Annotated in this window: 15 protein-coding genes; 9 read left to right on the forward strand and 6 right to left on the reverse strand. The window is 64.3% G+C overall.

The features are described 5' to 3' along the window. Positions 1 to 10: 10 nt before the first annotated feature. From NKI70_RS02645 to add, 6 genes are all read right to left on the reverse strand, one after another. Positions 11 to 1,411: an 8-oxoguanine deaminase gene (locus NKI70_RS02645; RefSeq protein ID WP_352724109.1), complete on the reverse strand. Its 1,401-nt coding sequence runs from the start codon at positions 1,409 to 1,411 to the stop codon at positions 11 to 13. A 7-nt stretch (positions 1,412 to 1,418) separates the two neighbouring features. Next, the gene (locus NKI70_RS02650; protein ID WP_023674225.1) at positions 1,419 to 2,354 is read right to left on the reverse strand and encodes an ABC transporter permease; all 936 of its coding nucleotides are present in this window, start codon (positions 2,352 to 2,354) and stop codon (positions 1,419 to 1,421) included. A 10-nt stretch (positions 2,355 to 2,364) separates the two neighbouring features. Further along, the gene (locus NKI70_RS02655) at positions 2,365 to 3,417 is read right to left on the reverse strand and encodes an ABC transporter permease (RefSeq protein WP_352635274.1); all 1,053 of its coding nucleotides are present in this window, start codon (positions 3,415 to 3,417) and stop codon (positions 2,365 to 2,367) included. A 2-nt stretch (positions 3,418 to 3,419) separates the two neighbouring features. After that, the gene (locus NKI70_RS02660; protein ID WP_051406067.1) at positions 3,420 to 5,024 is read right to left on the reverse strand and encodes an ABC transporter ATP-binding protein; all 1,605 of its coding nucleotides are present in this window, start codon (positions 5,022 to 5,024) and stop codon (positions 3,420 to 3,422) included. Between the two features lie 116 nt (positions 5,025 to 5,140). Further along, positions 5,141 to 6,262: a BMP family ABC transporter substrate-binding protein gene (locus tag NKI70_RS02665; protein WP_031211089.1), complete on the reverse strand. Its 1,122-nt coding sequence runs from the start codon at positions 6,260 to 6,262 to the stop codon at positions 5,141 to 5,143. A gap of 27 nt (positions 6,263 to 6,289) precedes the next feature. Continuing rightward, the gene (add, locus tag NKI70_RS02670; protein ID WP_023674229.1) at positions 6,290 to 7,330 is read right to left on the reverse strand and encodes an adenosine deaminase; all 1,041 of its coding nucleotides are present in this window, start codon (positions 7,328 to 7,330) and stop codon (positions 6,290 to 6,292) included. Between the two features lie 223 nt (positions 7,331 to 7,553). On the opposite strand from add, the gene NKI70_RS02675 reads away from it, so the two are divergent. The 9 genes from NKI70_RS02675 (at position 7,554) to NKI70_RS02715 (ending at position 16,149) form a co-directional block, all read left to right on the forward strand. Next, positions 7,554 to 7,856: a hypothetical protein gene (locus NKI70_RS02675; RefSeq protein WP_023674230.1), complete on the forward strand. Its 303-nt coding sequence runs from the start codon at positions 7,554 to 7,556 to the stop codon at positions 7,854 to 7,856. Continuing rightward, positions 7,853 to 8,575: a Rieske 2Fe-2S domain-containing protein gene (locus NKI70_RS02680; RefSeq protein WP_352724111.1), complete on the forward strand. Its 723-nt coding sequence runs from the start codon at positions 7,853 to 7,855 to the stop codon at positions 8,573 to 8,575. Before NKI70_RS02675 ends, NKI70_RS02680 begins: the two co-directional genes overlap by 4 nt. Further along, a complete protein-coding gene (locus NKI70_RS02685) occupies positions 8,572 to 9,207 on the forward strand; it encodes a glutathione S-transferase family protein (RefSeq protein ID WP_352571160.1) in 636 nt (211 codons plus the stop codon). The genes NKI70_RS02680 and NKI70_RS02685 overlap by 4 nt, the downstream gene beginning before the upstream one ends. A 36-nt stretch (positions 9,208 to 9,243) precedes the next feature. Further along, a complete protein-coding gene (locus tag NKI70_RS02690) occupies positions 9,244 to 11,046 on the forward strand; it encodes an adenine deaminase (RefSeq protein ID WP_352724113.1) in 1,803 nt (600 codons plus the stop codon). Then, on the forward strand, positions 11,047 to 11,967 hold the full coding sequence (locus NKI70_RS02695) for a LysR family transcriptional regulator (protein WP_352619283.1): 921 nt from the start codon (positions 11,047 to 11,049) through the stop codon (positions 11,965 to 11,967). Between the two features lie 90 nt (positions 11,968 to 12,057). Further along, positions 12,058 to 12,558, forward strand: a complete 501-nt coding sequence (locus tag NKI70_RS02700) for a thiamine pyrophosphate-binding protein (protein WP_352455810.1) — start codon at positions 12,058 to 12,060, stop codon at positions 12,556 to 12,558. Further along, positions 12,555 to 13,163 (forward strand): thiamine pyrophosphate-dependent enzyme, encoded by a 609-nt coding sequence (locus NKI70_RS02705; protein WP_352724116.1) that lies wholly within the window; start codon positions 12,555 to 12,557, stop codon positions 13,161 to 13,163. The genes NKI70_RS02700 and NKI70_RS02705 overlap by 4 nt, the downstream gene beginning before the upstream one ends. A gap of 7 nt (positions 13,164 to 13,170) precedes the next feature. Further along, the gene (locus tag NKI70_RS02710; protein WP_352724118.1) at positions 13,171 to 14,736 is read left to right on the forward strand and encodes a GMC family oxidoreductase; all 1,566 of its coding nucleotides are present in this window, start codon (positions 13,171 to 13,173) and stop codon (positions 14,734 to 14,736) included. A gap of 39 nt (positions 14,737 to 14,775) precedes the next feature. Then, positions 14,776 to 16,149 (forward strand): amidohydrolase family protein, encoded by a 1,374-nt coding sequence (locus NKI70_RS02715; RefSeq protein WP_352724120.1) that lies wholly within the window; start codon positions 14,776 to 14,778, stop codon positions 16,147 to 16,149. The last annotated feature ends 7 nt before the right edge of the window (positions 16,150 to 16,156 follow it).

The raw sequence follows: 16,156 nt of genomic DNA on the forward strand, positions 1-16,156 counted from the left end.
CTGTGCTATCTCACTGCCGATAGATGCGGTCCATCACGGCCCGGTGTTCGGCCATCGCCGCCTCGACATCGAAAGAGGCGAAGTCGCCTCTCGCGATAATCTGCCGGCCGTTGATGTAGGAATAGTCGACCTTGAAGGGTCCGCAAAGCACCAGCGCGGCGAGCGGGTCGCGCTCGGTGCCGGAAAGGCCGAGTTGGCTGCGTTTGACCGCGATGAAGTCGGCGCACATGCCGGGCGCGAGATGGCCGATGTCATTGCGACCGAGCAGGGCAGCGCCGCCGCGCGTCGCCATTTCGAGGGCCTCGCGCGCGGACAGCGCCGTCGGCGTGCCGCCGAAACCGCCGCGGCCGCCGGGCTTTTCGGAGAGGTAGTGGTGCGGCGCGACACGCTGAAGCATCAGCGCCAGCCGCGCTTCCATGAACAGGTTCGACGTGTCGTTCGAGGCCGAGCCGTCGACGCCAAGGCCGACCTTCACGCCCTTGTCGAGCATCTCGCGGATCTTCGCGATGCCCTGGCCGCAGCGCATGTTAGCCGACGGGCAATGGGCGACCCCGGTGCCGGTTTCGGCGAAGCGGTCGATCTCGTCGCTGGTCATGAAAATCGAGTGGGCGAACCAGACGTCGTCACCGAGCCAGCCGACGGATTCGGCGAACTCGACCGGCCGCTTGCCATAGATTTCGAGGCAGTACTTCTCCTCGAAAAGCTCTTCGGCAAGGTGCGAATGCAGGTTCACGCCCTTGTGGCTGCGCGCCAGCGATGCCGCATCGCGCATCAACTCCGGAGTCACCGAGAACGGCGAGCAAGGAGCCAGGATGATTCGGCTCATCGAATGTCGCGACGCGTCGTGATAGCTGCCGATCAGCCGTTCGGCATCCTTCAGGATATCCTCTTCCTTTTCGACGCAGCGATCCGGCGGCAAGCCGCCCTGGCTTTCGCCGCGCGACATGGCTCCACGCGCAGCGTGGAAACGCAGACCGATATCGCGGGCCGCACCGATCGTCGCGTCGAGCGTGCAATTGTTGGGCAAGATGTAGAGGTGATCGGAGCTGGTCGTGCAGCCCGAATGGATGAGCTCGGCCATCGCTACGCGCGCCGAGACGCCTATGGCATCGTCGTCGAGCTCGGCCCAGATCGGATAGAGCGTCTTCAGCCAGACAAGCAGCTCGTCGTTCTGAGCCATCACACGGGTGAGATTCTGGTACATATGATGATGCGTGTTCACCATGCCCGGCATGACCACATGGCCCGATAGGTCGAGCACCTCGTCGGCACTGGAGGCACTGAGTTCCGCGGTGGTGCCGACCGCTTCGATGACGTTGTCGTCGATCAACAAGGCGCCGTCGGAAATCTCGCGGCGCGTACCATCGAAGGTGGCGAGCAGATCGATGTTCTTGACAAGCAGGCGGGGCATGATGGTCTCAACGCATGTCGCGGAAATAGGGTTCGCCGAGAGCAGCCGGCGCGGCCATTACCCGGCGCATGCGCTGCCAGGCAAGCACCGGCACGATGATCAGGGCGATCGTGCCGAGATAGGGCAGCATCGACAGGATCGGCGCCGCGATCGGCCAGTTGCGTGCTTGGCCGACGAAGCCGAGAGAGGTGATGAGACCGAACAGCAGAGCGGCCAGCACGGCGTTGAGGGGCCGGTAGCCTGCGAAGATGACGAGAGAGACGGCAATCCAGCCGCGGCCGGCCACGACGCCTTCCGACCAGGAGGGCACGAAGGCAAGCGTGAGGTAAGCGCCGGCGCCGGCCGCCAGCGCCGAGCCCGCGGCGACATACCAGAAGCGGATGCTTTGCACCGAAATGCCGGCGGCGTCGGCTGCCGCGGGGTTTTCGCCCACCGCGCGCATGTTCAGCCCGTGGCGCGTGCGGAACATGATGTAGTGCAGCACAACCGGCAGGACGATGTAGATCAGGTAGACAAGGATGTTCTGCGTGAAGATCGCGCGACCGAGCAGCGGGATGTCGCTAAGATAGGGAATAGCGATCGGCGCGAAGGTCGCCGGCGCCGGCATGCCGGAATAGGCGCGACCGATCGTTGCGGCCATGCCGGTGCCCATCAGCGTCAGCGCCAGGCCGCACAACACCTGGTTCGCTTTGACGACGACGGTGCCAAGAGCGAAGACGCAGCCAACGAGGAAACCGACGGCAAGCGCAAGGACGAAGCCGAGCATAGGGTGCGGCGTGGCGACGACGACCGCGATGCCAGTGATTGCACCGAGCGCCATAAGCCCTTCGACGCCGAGATTGACGACACCGGCGCGCTCGGAGAGCGTCTCGCCCAGCGCCGCCAGCGCCAGCACGCCGCCGGCGAGAATGGAGGTCTGGATCAGTCCGGCGATCATGTCCATGGGTGTTTCCTCAGCTCGCGACCGGTTCGGTCCGCGTGATGCGGTAGTGAGCGAGTTCGTTGCCGATCGCCGTGAAGAACAGGATCAGTCCGGTGATGGCGAGCACGGCCGATACGGTGATGCCTTGCGTTTGCAGGATGATGCCCGAATTCAGGATGACGCCCATCAAAGCCGCGCCTGCGAGCACGCCAAGTGAGGAACCGCGCGCCAGCACCGCGACCATGATGCCGAGATAGCCGAAATTGTTGGAGATGCCGCCCTGCAGGCGATGCACCGTGCCAGCTACTTCCAGCATACCGGCGATGCCGGCGATCGCTCCCGACATCAGCAGGACGACGATCAGGCGGCGGCGGAACGGCATGCCCGCATAAAGCGCCGCGCTCGGGTTCGACCCAGCGACCCGCACCTCGTAGCCCCAGCGCGTGTAGTTGAGCAGTCCTGCGATGACAAAAGTGAGCAGGATCGCCAGCGGGAAACCGTAGTGCACGATACCCCAGAATTCAGGCACGTCATGCGGCAGACGTGCGGTGGTCGCGAGCGCATGGCCGCTCGGGTCGAGCCATGGTCCGGTGGCGACGTAATAGACCATCAGCGTCGCCACGAAATTCAGAAGCAGGGTGGTGATGAGTTCGCTGACATCGGCGTAGGCGCGCGCCAGCGTCGGCACCAGTATCCAGAGCAGCCCGCCGAGCGCGCCAGCGGTGAACATAACAGGCAGGATCAGCCAGGTCGGGCCGGGAATGAACAGCGCGACCGCCGTGGCGCTGAAGGCGCCGGCATAGAATTGGCCCTCCGCGCCGATGTTCCAGGCGCCGATTCTCAGCGCTACCCAGACCGACAGGCCGGTCAGGATCAGGGGAGTGACCAGAAGTCCGACGTCTTCCAGCCCGAAGCTCGAGCCAAAAGTCGAGCTGAGCACCTCCCAGGCGAGTTCGACGGGAGCATTGCCGCGAGCGGCCAGAACCAGGCCGGCGACCCCCAGCGCCAGCACGATCGCCAGGGCACGTGCCGCAAAGGCAACGGAGGGCTGCGCGGATGGAACGCGCTGAAACTTGATCGCCAAGGTCAGTGCTTCCCGGCAGCGGCCTGGGCGCCAGCACTGGACCGCATCTGCCCGCCCATCATCAGGCCGATTTCCTCGATGTCGGTGGAGGCAGTCTCCACCGCGCCCATGATCTTGCCATGGAACATCACGGCGATGCGATCCGACAGGTTGAACAGCTCTTCCAGCTCCTCGGAAATGAAGAGCACACCGACGCCGGCATCGCGCAATTCGACGAGGTAGTGCATCATCGTGTTGATCGCTCCGACATCGAGGCCGCGGCTCGGATAGGCGGCGATCAGAACCTTGCTTGCGATGCGCATCTCGCGGCGTGCGACGAGGCGCTGCTGATTACCGCCGGAAAGGTTGCGCATGGGCATGCCGAAATCGGGCACCGCAACGGATGCCGCTTCGGCGATCGTGCGTGCGAGAGCAGCCGCAAGGCGCGGTCGGAACACGAAGCCTTTTGAAACAGGCGCCGTCGCATATTCGCGGATTATGGCGTTGTCGGTGATTGAAAGCGCCGGCGCCAGGCCGCTGTGCAGCCGGTCTTCGGGAATGTGGCCGACGCCGAACTTCGCGTAATCGACCGCGCCGGCGGTCGTGACGTCCTTTCCGCCGAGCAGTATCTGGCCGGAATGGATCAGCCGTAAGCCGGTGACGGCCTGGGTCAGCTCCTTCTGGCCGTTGCCGGCCACACCGGCGATGCCGACAATCTCGCCGGCATGGATGTCGAGCGAAACCTCGTCGAGAAGGATGCCGCCCACGTCGTCACGCGCGACGACAGATTTGAGGCTGAGCACCGGCTCGGCGGAGATGCCGGCCGCGCCTGGCTGCCTGGCACGCAGATTGCTAAGCACGATCTCACGGCCAACCATCAGGCGCGCCAGCATCTTCTCGCCGCAGTCCGCAGTCTTTTCGGTGGCCACCTTGCGGCCGCCGCGCAGCACGGTGATGCGGTCGGATATCTCCAGCACCTCGTCGAGCTTGTGGCTGATGAAGACCACCGCATTGCCCCGGGACACGAACTGCTTGAGCGCCTTGAAGAGCTCGCGCGCTTCCGCCGGAGTAAGCACTGCAGTCGGCTCGTCGAGGATCAGAACGCGAGCGTTGCGCGCGAGCACGCGTAGGATTTCCACGCGCTGCTGCTCGCCGGTCGAAAGATCGGCGACGCGCGCGGATGGCCGTACCGCGAGGTTCAGCTTCTCGGCCAGTGCGGCAGTCCGCGCCTCGAGCACCGACGAGCCAATACGCTTGGGCGTTTCGGACCAGCCGAGATGAATATTCTCGGCGACCGTGAAGGCGGTCACCAGCTTGAAATGCTGGTGGACCATACCAATACCGGCGGAGATCGCATCGACTGGAGATGCGAAACGTTTGGCATAGCCGTCGACGACGATCTCACCGGCATCCGGCTGATAGATGCCGGTGAGGATGTTCATCAAGGTCGACTTGCCGGCGCCATTCTCGCCGAGCAAGGCGTGGATCTCCCCCGGCATCACGTCCAGGTCGACATCCTGGTTGGCAACGACGCCGGGGAAATATTTGCTGATGCCCTTGAGCAGCACGAGCGGCGGCGCGCCGGAGCCAGGCTCGTAACGCCCCGGGGAGGTGGACGGCACCTCCATGCCGCCGTAGCGGTGCTCACTCGAAGCATGATGAACTGGAACAAAATCATTCATCCCGCTTAGCTCTTTGCCTTCTGCCCGCATAGTCTATCCGAAAACTCTGCAATCTTTCGGGATCACGCTTGGAGGCCGCTGACGCCTTCGATCGACCAATCCCAGTTGTAGAGTTCCTCTTCGGTCATGCGATGGCCGGCAGCCACCTTGACGTTGCCCTTGGTGTCCTTGATCTCGCCCTCGAACGGGCTCCAGCCGCCGAGAATCTTGTCGCGCACGGCATCGGCCTGCTTTGCGACCTCGGTGGGCACCGTCTCGCCCCAGGCATCGCGGTCGATACCGCCGCCCATCGGCAGGATGGTCTGCGAGGGCGTCCACTTGCCTTCGAGGCGCAGGCGCACCTGGTCGACATAGAATTTCTTGAAGTCGATGGCGATCGAGGAGACGTAGGCCTTCGGCCCATAGCGGCGGATGTCGGTATTCCACATCACGGCCTTCGCGCCGCGCTGCTCGGCCACCTGCAGATAGCCTGCTTCGTCCATGATGCCGAACAGAAGGTCGGCGCCGTTGTCGATGAGTGCGGTGCCGGCCTGGGTGGCAGCCTGCGGATCGAACCACGAATTGATGACGATGGTCTGCATCGTGGCGTTGGGATTGACCGAACGGGCGCCCATCAGGAAGGCATTGGTGCCGGAAAAGACCGACGGAACAGGGAAGGAGGCGACGTAGCCGAGCTTGCCGCTCTTGCTCATCAGGCCCGCGGCGACACCGGTGACGTAGGTCGGGTACCAATGGGCGAGATAGTAGGTCGAGAGATTTTCGAGCGGGTTGCGGCCATCGCATTCATAGAAGGCGACGTCCGGCGAACGCTTGGCCACGTCGTAGAGGAAGTCGCCATAGTTGGAGGTGGCAAACACCATGTTGGCACCTTCCGAGACGAACTGGCGGAAGGTGCGGGTCGCGTCGGCCGAATAGGGGATGCTTTCGACGAACAGCGTCTTCAGCTTCGGGAACGCTTCCTGCACGGCCTTCATGCCCTGGTCGTGGCTCCAGGTCCAGCCTTCATCGGTCACCGGACCGGTGTGGCCGAAGGCGATGACCGCGTTTTCCTCGGCGACGGCGGCGAGCGGCGTCTGTGCATGGGCGGGCGTGATAAGGCCGGATTTCGGCAGGAGCAGCGAGGCGCCGGCTGCGGCGCCCATGTTGAGGAAGCCTCGGCGGGAGAGATTGCGCAGGTCGATCATGCTTCGGTCCTTTGTTCCGTGTCGTGTTCAGTTCGGGAGAGACAGTTCGGTTTCCATGAGGCGGTCGATTTCTGCCGACCAGTCGGCCAGCCATGCCTGCTTGATGTCGTCGTCGAGCCATGCTGCGGACAGGCCAGCCAGCGCGATCCGCTTCAGTGCCGGCGGCCCGAGCGCAAAATTTTCGGCGATCAGCGCGTATTCGCGGTCGAGTGTCGTGGCGAACATGGGCGGATCGTCGGAGTGGATCGTCACGGTAAGCCCGGCCTCGATCATGCGGCGGATCGCGTGGTCGGGCGCGGAAAGGTCACGCCAGACGGTGGTGGCCAGCGTCGTGCTCGGACAGCAGGTGAAGACGATGCCCATCTCCCTGCACTGTGCCATCAGCGCCGGGTCGTCGACGACATGGTAACCGTGGTCGACCCGTCCCAGGCCGAGAATGTCGATGGTGTCGCGGACGTAGCCCGCCGGGCCATCCTCGCCCGCATGGTTGGTGACATTGAGCCCGGCAGCCCGCGCTCGCTCGACGATGCGCGCAAACATCGGCGGTGGGTTCGGGCGTTCGTCGTAATCGAAGCCGATGCCGATCACCTCAGCCGGGCGCTCGGCCAGAACCATGTCCAGGAAGCGCTCGCCACCTGCCGCGCCGAGCGGCTTCGCATGCGCCGGTATCAGCTTTGCTATAAGCCCATAGCGCTCCTTTGCGCGGTGAAAGCCGTCGAGGATGCCTTCGAGCATAGTCGAATAGGCCACGCCATGAGCCAGATGCGCATGCGGGCTGAAGAACAGTTCGACGTAGCGCGCACCGGCCTTCGCGCAGCGCTCCAGTGCCTCGAAGGTGATGCGAGAGAAATCGTCCGCAGTCCTGATCGAGGCGCAAACCAGATCGTAAATCTTCAGGAAATCCAGCAGGTTGCCGTAGCTGTAGAGCTCCGATGTCGATCTGCCGTCCGGCAGCGACACCGCGTTTAGCGCCGCCAGCTCGGCGAATGTCTCTGTGGAGACGGCACCCTCGAGGTGCAAGTGCAACTCGACCTTGGGTATAAGCTGAATGAAACTTGACAACGACATCGACGCTCACCCGCCCGGACCGGCAATCCCAAGCCGCACCTGGTTTTCTTGGGCGACGGACGGCTGCCGAGTTGTTCGATAATCGCGGTTTTTTCCAACTGTCCGATCACCTGATACGCAACAGATGTCAGGGAAACGGGGCTTGCACAAGCCAAAAAATGATGCCTAACTAGACACATTCTAAAACTGCTTAAAAAATGTGCAGTCCGGGAGAAATATAGGCATGAAGCACCTACCGGAAGCGCAGAACCTTGCGCCTCCGCCTCAAACAACGCGCCTGCGCTTCGTCGGCCAACTGGTGTCGTCGAGCTTTAGCGAGTTCGCCGACAGGCGTGCCGCTCGGCTCAATCTCGATCTGCTGGTGCACGAAGCCGCGGACGATTTTTTTGTCGTCCAGGTTTCGGGCCAGCCCGATCTCATCGATGCCTTCGAGATGGCATGTAGCCTGGGACCAATCGACTGTCTGGTAATGGACTGCGAACGGGCCGAAATTCGGGGATATTCCAGAGAGGAAGACGCAGGATGACGATACAGGCTGGATGGCACCCAGTGGCGCTGTCGGGATCGATCGAGCCGGGCAGTTCGGCCGGGATCCGCCTTGGCGGAAACGAACTGGTGGTGTGGCGCGACAACAGCGGCGCAGCGCATGTGTGGGAGGATCGCTGCCCGCATCGCGGCATGAAGCTGAGCTTCGGTTTTGTCCGCGGCGACCATATCGCCTGCCTTTATCACGGCTGGCAGTACGACACGGCCGGCCAGTGCCGATACATTCCGGCCCACCCCGATCTCAGGGTGCCGGCGTCCATTACCGTGTCGGTCTACAGCACGGCCGAGGCGGCTGGCATGATCTGGACGACGCTGGACCCGGCAGCAGCATTGCCTGAACTGCCTGCCTTGCCAGAGGAGGTGGTGCCGGTCCGCAGCCTGTATCTCGACTGTTCCGCCGGGATGGTGATCGATGTCGTGCAGGCCATGCCGCCCACATCTTCCTCCGGCGGATCCGGGCTCGCTGATCTGAAGGCGCTGAGCGGGACGCTGTTCAGCCTGAAGGTCGGCGAAGAGACGCTGCTTCTTGGCCTGCAAGAGCTGACCGGCAAACGATCGGCCCTGCATGTCGTGATTGACGGACCGGCGGCAAAATATGCCGGCAAGGGACAGGAGCATTTCTTCGCTTGGACGAGTGAACTGCGCCACCACCTCGAGACCGGGCGTACCGGCGCGACCTCGACGACGCGGGCTGCATGATGGCGAGGATCACGCTCTACAACTACGAGCTGGACGAAAACTGCTACAAGGTGCGGCTGGCGCTTTCCATGCTCGGCCTGGAATGGCAGACCGTTGCAGTCGATGCATTTCCGGGGGCGGAGCAGAAGACGCCGCCATTCCTGGCCATGAACCCGGCGGGCAGCCTGCCCATCCTCCGCGACGACGAGGTGACGATGTTCGGCGCCGAGTCCATCATCGCCCATCTGGCGCGCAGCCGCGATTCAACGGGTGCATGGCTGCCGGCGGATGGTGCGGATTTCGCCAAGGTGATGCAGTGGCTTTTCTTTGCTGCCGGCGATCTCGGCGTTGCCGGCGCCGCGCGCCGCCATGCCATGTTCGGTGCCGCCGGCGACGAGGCTGCGCTGCGTGCCGGTGCCGCGCAAGCGCTCCGCGCCATGGACGACCATATGACCGCGCGGGGTTTCGAGAAGAAAGAATGGTTCGCTGCGGACCGCCCGACCATCGCCGACATCGCGCTTTTTCCGGCGTTTGCGCTGAGCCGCGATTTCGGCGTCGACCATGACGAGTATCCGGCGCTGCGCCGCTGGGTGCGTCGCTTCCGCGCGCTTCCCGGCTTCACGACCATGCCGGGCATCCCCGATTACCATTGACGCCCAACATTCGACGAGAACGAGGCTAGCAACAGAATGACCTCTCTCACACGCCTTTCCGTCCAGCCGCTCTCGTCCATGACCCGGCGGCTGGCCGGCGTCGCTTCCGGGCGAGCCGATCCCGATCTGGTCATTGCTGGCGCACGCGTGTTGTCGACCTATTCGGAGCGCGTGCTTCCAGGCCGCGAGATCTGGTTGTCGGGAGGGCGGATCGCCGCTGTGAAGCCGGCCGGCACTTATAAGGGCGGCAGCGCCAGGATATATGACGCCAGGGGCGGCATCGTCGCCCCCGGCCTGGTCGATCCGCACATCCACATCGAATCCTCGATGGTGACGGCCTGCGCCTATGCCGAGGCGGCGCTGCTCAACGGCACCACGACCCTCTTCTGCGACAGCCACGAGATCGGCAACGTCATGGACGTTGCTGGCATCGAGGCGATGCTGGAGGACGCGCGCCTGGCGCCGTTGTCCATTTTCCTGACGGTTCCGAGCACCGTCCCGGCAACTTCGCCGTTGCTGGAAACGGCCGGTGGCGACCTGACAGCCGAGAAGATCGGCGCATTGTTCGACAAATGGCCGGAAGCCGTGGCGCTCGGCGAGAAGATGGATTTCGTGCCAGTGGCTATGGGCGATGAACGCAGCCATGCCATCCTCGCTGCGGCGCTGAAACGCGGCCGCCCGGTATCGGGACACGTCTATGGACGCGAATTCGTGTCGGCCTATGCAGCGTCCGGCGTCACCGACAGCCATGAGGCGATCAACCACGAGATCGCCGACGACATGCTCGAAGCCGGCATCTGGCTGTTCCTGCGCGGCGGCCCGCCGACGACGCCGTGGCACAGCCTGCCCGCAGCGATCAAGACGATCACGGAACTCGGAGCCTCGCACAAGCGCATCGCGGTCTGCACCGACGACCGCGATGCTGACGACCTGATGCTCTTCGGCCTTGACTGGGTGACGCGCGAGGCGATGAAGGCCGGCATGACGCCGGAGCAGGCCTGGTCTATGGGCTCACTGCATGGCGCGACGCGCTTCGGCATGGAAGGCGAAATCGGAGGCCTCGGTGGCGGCCGCCGTGCCGACCTGGTGCTGCTCGACGACGGCTTCGATCCCGTCAGCACGTGGTATGGCGGCGAACTCGTCGTCGATGACGGCAAGATCACGCCGCTGCTCGACCAGGCCCTCTCGACCCGCTACCGCTATCCGGACACGGCCTACCACACAGTGAAGCTGCCGAAGCAGATCAAGCTGACGCCGGACCTGCCAACCGCCAAGGTGGTGGCGCATACCATCCGCACCGAACTGCCGGGGATCACGCTCGGCCATCAGAAGATCACGCTCGATCCGGCCAACGACTGGCAGAACCATTTCGACCGCCACGGCCTGTGCTTCGTCACCGTGGTCGAGCGACATGGCAAGTCGGACGGCAATGTCGCCTACGGGCTGCTCAGCAATTTCACGCTCAAGCGCGGCGCCGTCGCGTCGTCCGTCGGCCATGACAGCCACAACATCATTATCGCCGGCGTCAGCGAGGCCGACATGCAGGTGGCGCTGCGGGCGATCGAGGAAACGCAAGGCGGCGTCTGTGTCGTCGTCGACGGCAAGGTGACCGCAATGGTCGAACTGCCGATCGCCGGGCTCCTGTCCGACAAGCGCGTCACTGAGGTCGCGGAGGAGGTGAAGGTCCTCAAGCGGGAATGGGAGGCGGCCGGCTGCTCCATCCCGTATATGGGCTTCAACCTCATCCCGCTCTCGGTCATCCCCGAAATCCGCATCACCGACAAGGGTCTCGTGCTGGTGCCGGAAATGGAGATCGTCCCGGCCTTCGAGGCCACCTGAGTGGATCCCTTCCGACTCGGCCTGGTCTCACCGCGCATCCACTATTTCCAACTGGTTGCGCGGCTGGGCTCGGTGCGCCAGACCGCGCAGGCGCTCAACGTTGCGCCGTCCTCCATCAGCCGCGTCATCAAGGGTCTGGAGGACGAATTGGGCACGCCGCTCTTCGAGCGTGTGCGCCAGCGACTGAAACTGACCAGCGCAGGCGAGCTTCTGCTCTACCACGCGCGTCAGAGCATCACCGAGTTGGCGCGCGCCTCGTCCGAGATCAATGATCTCAGTGGCCTCAACCGCGGCTCGTTGTCCGTGGCAATCGTGGAGAGCGCGGCGCGCGGGCTGGTGCCGAACGCGCTGAAGGAATTCTGGAAACGCCACCCGCAGATCTCGGTCGATGTGCATGTCGCCGGGTCGCAGCGGGCCTGCGATGCAGTTGCCGACGGCGAATGCGATCTGGCGCTTGCTTTCGACGTGCGCGTGCCGCGCAACGTGCGCAAGATCGCGAGCACGCCTCTGCCGCTCGGCGTCGTCGCTCATCCGGACAGCCGCCTTGCCGGCCGCAAGGAAGTGAAGCTGTTCGATCTTGCCGGCGAACAGGTCATCGTCTCGGACAACAGCCTTGCTTTGGGCATTTCGATCGACGATGCGATCGGGCGCTCCATGATCGACATCACGCGACGGTCGCGGACCAACTCGATCGGACTGATGACCGAGATGGTGCGCCTCAACCTCGGCGTGGTGCTTCGCACCAAGCTCGGCATCGAACCGGAAGTGGCTGACGGATCGATCGTTTTCGTGCCGTTGCGCGATTCTCGCATGAACCCGCACCGACTGATGCTGCTCGCCCGACTTGAACGCGAAATGTCGGATGCGGCCTCCGCATTCGCGGCGCTGCTGGCCCGCATGGTCGAGGCGTTGCATGATTAGTTGTTGCATTTTGCGCATCGATAAAGAGAGTGATTTGTCCCTATCTCGAACAACTGAGCTTTGCGAGACTTCCCGGCCGAAGGGGATGTCATGAAGCAGAGTGCGGTCGACGCGGTCATTCGGGGGCTTAAGCGGGCGGGAGTGAGCATCGTCTGCTACCTGCCCGATTCGCTGTTCAAGGAGCTCTACCCGGCCCTTGATGCCGATCCGGATATCCGCACGATCCGCGTCACCAACGAGGGTGAGGGCGCGGCGATCTGCGGCGGGGTCTTCCTGTCGGGCAAGCGCGCGGCGCTGGTCATGGAAAATTCCGGCTTGCGCGCCTCGGTCGAGCCGCTGGCCCGCATGGGCCTCGGGGCAGGCATCCCGGTCGTGATGCTGATGAGCTACCGCGGCGAGCTCGGCGAGAACAACTGGTGGGCAATCCCCCATGGCATCACCATGGAGCCGGTGCTGAACGCGCTGCGCGTGCCATACCGGATCATCACAGAGGAGGCGAAGATCGAGCGCGCCATCCTTGACGCCTATTCCTGGTCCTATGCGTCCTACTACCATTCGGCTGTGGCGCTCGGCGGCGAGGTAGTGCGATGAAACGCTTCGACTGCATGAAGGCGCTTGCCGTGCGACTGAAGGATGAGCTGGTGATCCTTTCGCTCGGCGGCAGCGTTGACGAGTGGTACAACGCCGCGCCGCATATGCGCGAGGCGAGCCTGTTCCAGCAGCAGCTCGGCTGCGTCACGCCGCAGGCCTTCGGGCTCGCCGCCGGCCTGCCACACCGCCGCGTCATTTCGCTCGATACGGATGGCGGCCTGCTCTTCAACCTGGGCATCCTGGCCACGCTCGGAAACGAGCAGCCGAAGAACCTCTTCGTGGTGGTCTGGGACAATGAGTGCTACCAGTCGATCGGCGGTCCGCCGACCCACACGGCGCTGGGCCGTGTCGACCTTGCCGCGATCGCGCGCGGCGCCGGCATCGAGAATGCCCATACGGCGCGCACGGTGGAGGAGTTCGACGCGCATTGCGCAAGGGGGCTCGCCGTAGATGCGCCCTATGTGTTGGTCGCCAAGGTCTCGGGAACGGTCCAGCCGGACATCAAGCGCAAGCACAGTGACGGCCGCGAGGACAAGTATATCTTCGTCCGCCACGTCGAGGCGAGCGAAGGCATCGTCATCATGGGCCCGAGCGAGCACAACTGACGAAACCATGGGCGCCATCCGATCCGTCATCCCCCGACGCGCGCTCAAGTCCGGCTACGACTATATCGTGGTCGGCTCGGGTTCCGGCGGCTGCGCGGTGACGCGACGGCTGGTCGACGCCGGTGCGGACGTCCTCTTGATCGAGGCCGGTCCGGCGGGTCTTGGGGTCGCAAAGATCGACGACCCCGGCCAGTGGGTGCCGCTCGGCCGCGGCACCTATGACTGGGGCTATGACTACGCTCCGACATCGCGCGTGAACGGCCGTACCATCGGCATCCCGCGCGGCCGCGTGCTGGGCGGCTCAAGCGCCGTCAACGCGATGGTGTGGTATCGCGGCCATCCGAATGACTACGATGCCTGGGAAGCCGGCGGCGCGAAGGGCTGGAGCTTCGCCGACGTGCTGCCCTATTTCCGGCGCTGCGAGGACTGGCGGGACGGCGCAAGCGAGTTTCGCCGTGCGGGCGGTCCGCTCCGTATCGAACGGCCGGCGATGCTGCACCCGGTCGCGCAGGCGCTGATCGACGGCGCGGACGAGATCGGCATCCGGGTGATCGACGACCCTAATGGCACCAGCAACGAGGGGGCTGCTGTCGCGAATTTCAACATCTGCGACGGTAAGCGCTGGAGTTCGGCGACGGGCTATCTCGTGCCGATCCTCGATCACCCGACGCTGACGGTGCTGACCGGTTCCGCGGCCATCGGCCTGACGGTCGAAGGCAGCCGATGCGTCGCGGTCAAGCACCTCGTCGGTGGCGAAATCCGCGAAACACGCGCTCGCGAGAGCGTGGTGCTCGCGGCCGGGGCCATCGACACTCCGCGCATGCTGATGCTGTCGGGCATCGGCGATCCGGTCGAGCTGAAGCGTCTTGGCATCGCAGTCGTTTGCGCTCTGCCGGGCGTCGGCCGGAACCTTCAGGACCATCCGCTGGCGCAGGCCTGCGTCTTCCGCGCGAAACGACCGATCGGACCAATGGTGGGCAATGGCGGCGGCTCGATGGTCAACTGGAAGTCGCGGCTGGATCTGCCGCAATCCGACCTCCACGCCTTCCCGGTCCAGGGCAACAGCGCCGAACCTGCGATACGCGCGCGCTACGATGTATCCGGCGATGTCTTTTCCTTCGGTGCGGGTCTCATGCGCTCGAAGAGCGTCGGGCACCTGAAGTTGCTCAATGGCAAGCCCGGCGGGCCGCTCGAAATCCAGCCGAACTTTCTGGCGGAACCGGAAGACCTCGACGCCATGGTCGCCGCGGTCGAGATGGTGATGGAGATGGCGGCTGCAAAGGCGAACGCCGATCTCTTCAGCAGCTTTGCCGCACCCGATCGCCGACTGACCCGCACCGAGACCATCGCCTTCATCCGCGATGCGTGCTCGACCTTCTTCCACGTCTGCGGAACCGCCAAGATGGGCGAGGACGCGATGGCTGTTGTCGACAGCCGCCTCGCCGTGCACGGCCTTGATGGGCTGCATATCGCCGACGCTTCGGTGATCCCGACGATCCCGACCTGCAACACCCACGCGCCCGCCACTATGATCGGCGAGCGCGCCGCCGATTTCCTGCTCGCGGCAGCTTGAGGATGTCATGAACGACAGAACGCACACGGAGCACTGGCGATGACACGAAGCCTCATCCTTGCGGCCGACACGCTGCTCACTATGGATGAAAATAACCATGTGTTGCCTGACGGCGCCGTGCTGGTCGAGGATGGCCGTATCGCCGCGGTCAGTGCGCTCGCTGCACTGCGTGCGGCGCATCCGGCCGTGGCCGTGAAGAAGCTCGACGATGCCGTGCTCATGCCCGGGCTGGTCAATGCGCATGCACATTCCGGTTTCCTGCGCGGCACGGCGGAGCATCTGCCGGTGTGGGACTGGCTGACGCTCCACATCAATCCGGCGCATCGCGTGCTGCAGCCGCACGAGGCCGAGGCGGCGTCACGGCTCTGCTATGCGGAATCCGTGCTCGGGGGCACGACGACCGTCGTCGACATGTGGCGTTTCATGGAGGGCAGCGCCAGGGCGGCCGAGGCGATCGGCAACCGCCTCATCGCCGTGCCTTATGTCGGCGAGCATCCGGACTACGACTACTTTGACACGCTCGACATGAACGAGGCGATGATCGAAGGCTGGCACCGCAAGGCGGGCGGGCGCATCAATGTGTGGGTCGGGCTGGAGCATCTGTTCTATGCGGACGAGGCCGGCCAGCGCCGGGCGATCGACCTCGCAAGGAAATACGAGACCGGCTTCCACACCCATTGCAGCGAGGCTGAGATCGAGATCGCGGAATTTGAGCGGCGTTACGGCAAACGCCCGATGTTCGCGCTGGATGACCTTGGCTTCTTCGAAACCCCGCGCGCCATGATCGCCCACGCCGTCTGGCTCGACCGGGACGAGATCGAGCTTATTTCGAAGCGCCGCGTCTCGGTCGCCCACAACCCCGTTTCCAACATGAAGCTGGCGAGCGGCATCGCGCTGGTGGCCGAGATGCTGAAGGCCGGCGTGTCGGTTGGCATCGGCACGGACGGCGAGAAGGAGAACAACAATTTCGACATGTTCGAAGAGATGAAGGTGGCTTCGTTGCTAGGCAAGCTGAAGGACCTCGACGCCGCCGCAATGGATAGCTGGCAGGTGCTGCGCATGGCCACGATCCTTGGTGCAAAGGCGATCGGCCTCGATCATGAGATCGGCTCGATCGAGGTCGGCAAGCGCGCCGACATCATCGCGGTCCGAACCGATACGCCGCGCATGACGCCGGTCTTCCGCGACGGACCCTATTTCAACCTCCACCACAATCTCGTCCACGCCGTGCGTGGCGGCGACGTATCCCTGACGATGGTCGATGGCGAGATCCTCGTCGAGCACGGCGTGCTGCGCACCGGCGACCTGCGCGAGATCATCGCCGAAATCCATCGCGTCGCGCCTGGCCTGTTCGCCCGGCGCGCCGCCTTCCTCGCCGCGAATTCCGGCGGCAGCCTGCAGTGGACCCAATAAGGCGAGC

The sequence above is a fragment of the Mesorhizobium sp. M0500 genome, from assembly GCF_040321165.1.
Lineage (GTDB): Bacteria > Pseudomonadota > Alphaproteobacteria > Rhizobiales > Rhizobiaceae > Mesorhizobium.

Excerpts from the sequence above, each read along its gene's own strand:
- NKI70_RS02645 (WP_352724109.1), bottom strand. The coding sequence starts at position 1,411 with ATGCCCCGCCTGCTTGTCAAGAACATCGATCTGCTCGCCACCTTCGAT.
- NKI70_RS02650 (WP_023674225.1), bottom strand. The coding sequence starts at position 2,354 with ATGGACATGATCGCCGGACTGATCCAGACCTCCATTCTCGCCGGCGGC.
- NKI70_RS02660 (WP_051406067.1), bottom strand. The coding sequence starts at position 5,024 with ATGGAGGTGCCGTCCACCTCCCCGGGGCGTTACGAGCCTGGCTCCGGC.
- NKI70_RS02665 (WP_031211089.1), bottom strand. The coding sequence starts at position 6,262 with ATGATCGACCTGCGCAATCTCTCCCGCCGAGGCTTCCTCAACATGGGC.
- add (WP_023674229.1), bottom strand. The coding sequence starts at position 7,330 with ATGTCGTTGTCAAGTTTCATTCAGCTTATACCCAAGGTCGAGTTGCAC.
- NKI70_RS02675 (WP_023674230.1), top strand. The coding sequence starts at position 7,554 with ATGAAGCACCTACCGGAAGCGCAGAACCTTGCGCCTCCGCCTCAAACA.
- NKI70_RS02680 (WP_352724111.1), top strand. The coding sequence starts at position 7,853 with ATGACGATACAGGCTGGATGGCACCCAGTGGCGCTGTCGGGATCGATC.
- NKI70_RS02685 (WP_352571160.1), top strand. The coding sequence starts at position 8,572 with ATGATGGCGAGGATCACGCTCTACAACTACGAGCTGGACGAAAACTGC.
- NKI70_RS02690 (WP_352724113.1), top strand. The coding sequence starts at position 9,244 with ATGACCTCTCTCACACGCCTTTCCGTCCAGCCGCTCTCGTCCATGACC.
- NKI70_RS02700 (WP_352455810.1), top strand. The coding sequence starts at position 12,058 with ATGAAGCAGAGTGCGGTCGACGCGGTCATTCGGGGGCTTAAGCGGGCG.
- NKI70_RS02705 (WP_352724116.1), top strand. The coding sequence starts at position 12,555 with ATGAAACGCTTCGACTGCATGAAGGCGCTTGCCGTGCGACTGAAGGAT.
- NKI70_RS02710 (WP_352724118.1), top strand. The coding sequence starts at position 13,171 with ATGGGCGCCATCCGATCCGTCATCCCCCGACGCGCGCTCAAGTCCGGC.
- NKI70_RS02715 (WP_352724120.1), top strand. The coding sequence starts at position 14,776 with ATGACACGAAGCCTCATCCTTGCGGCCGACACGCTGCTCACTATGGAT.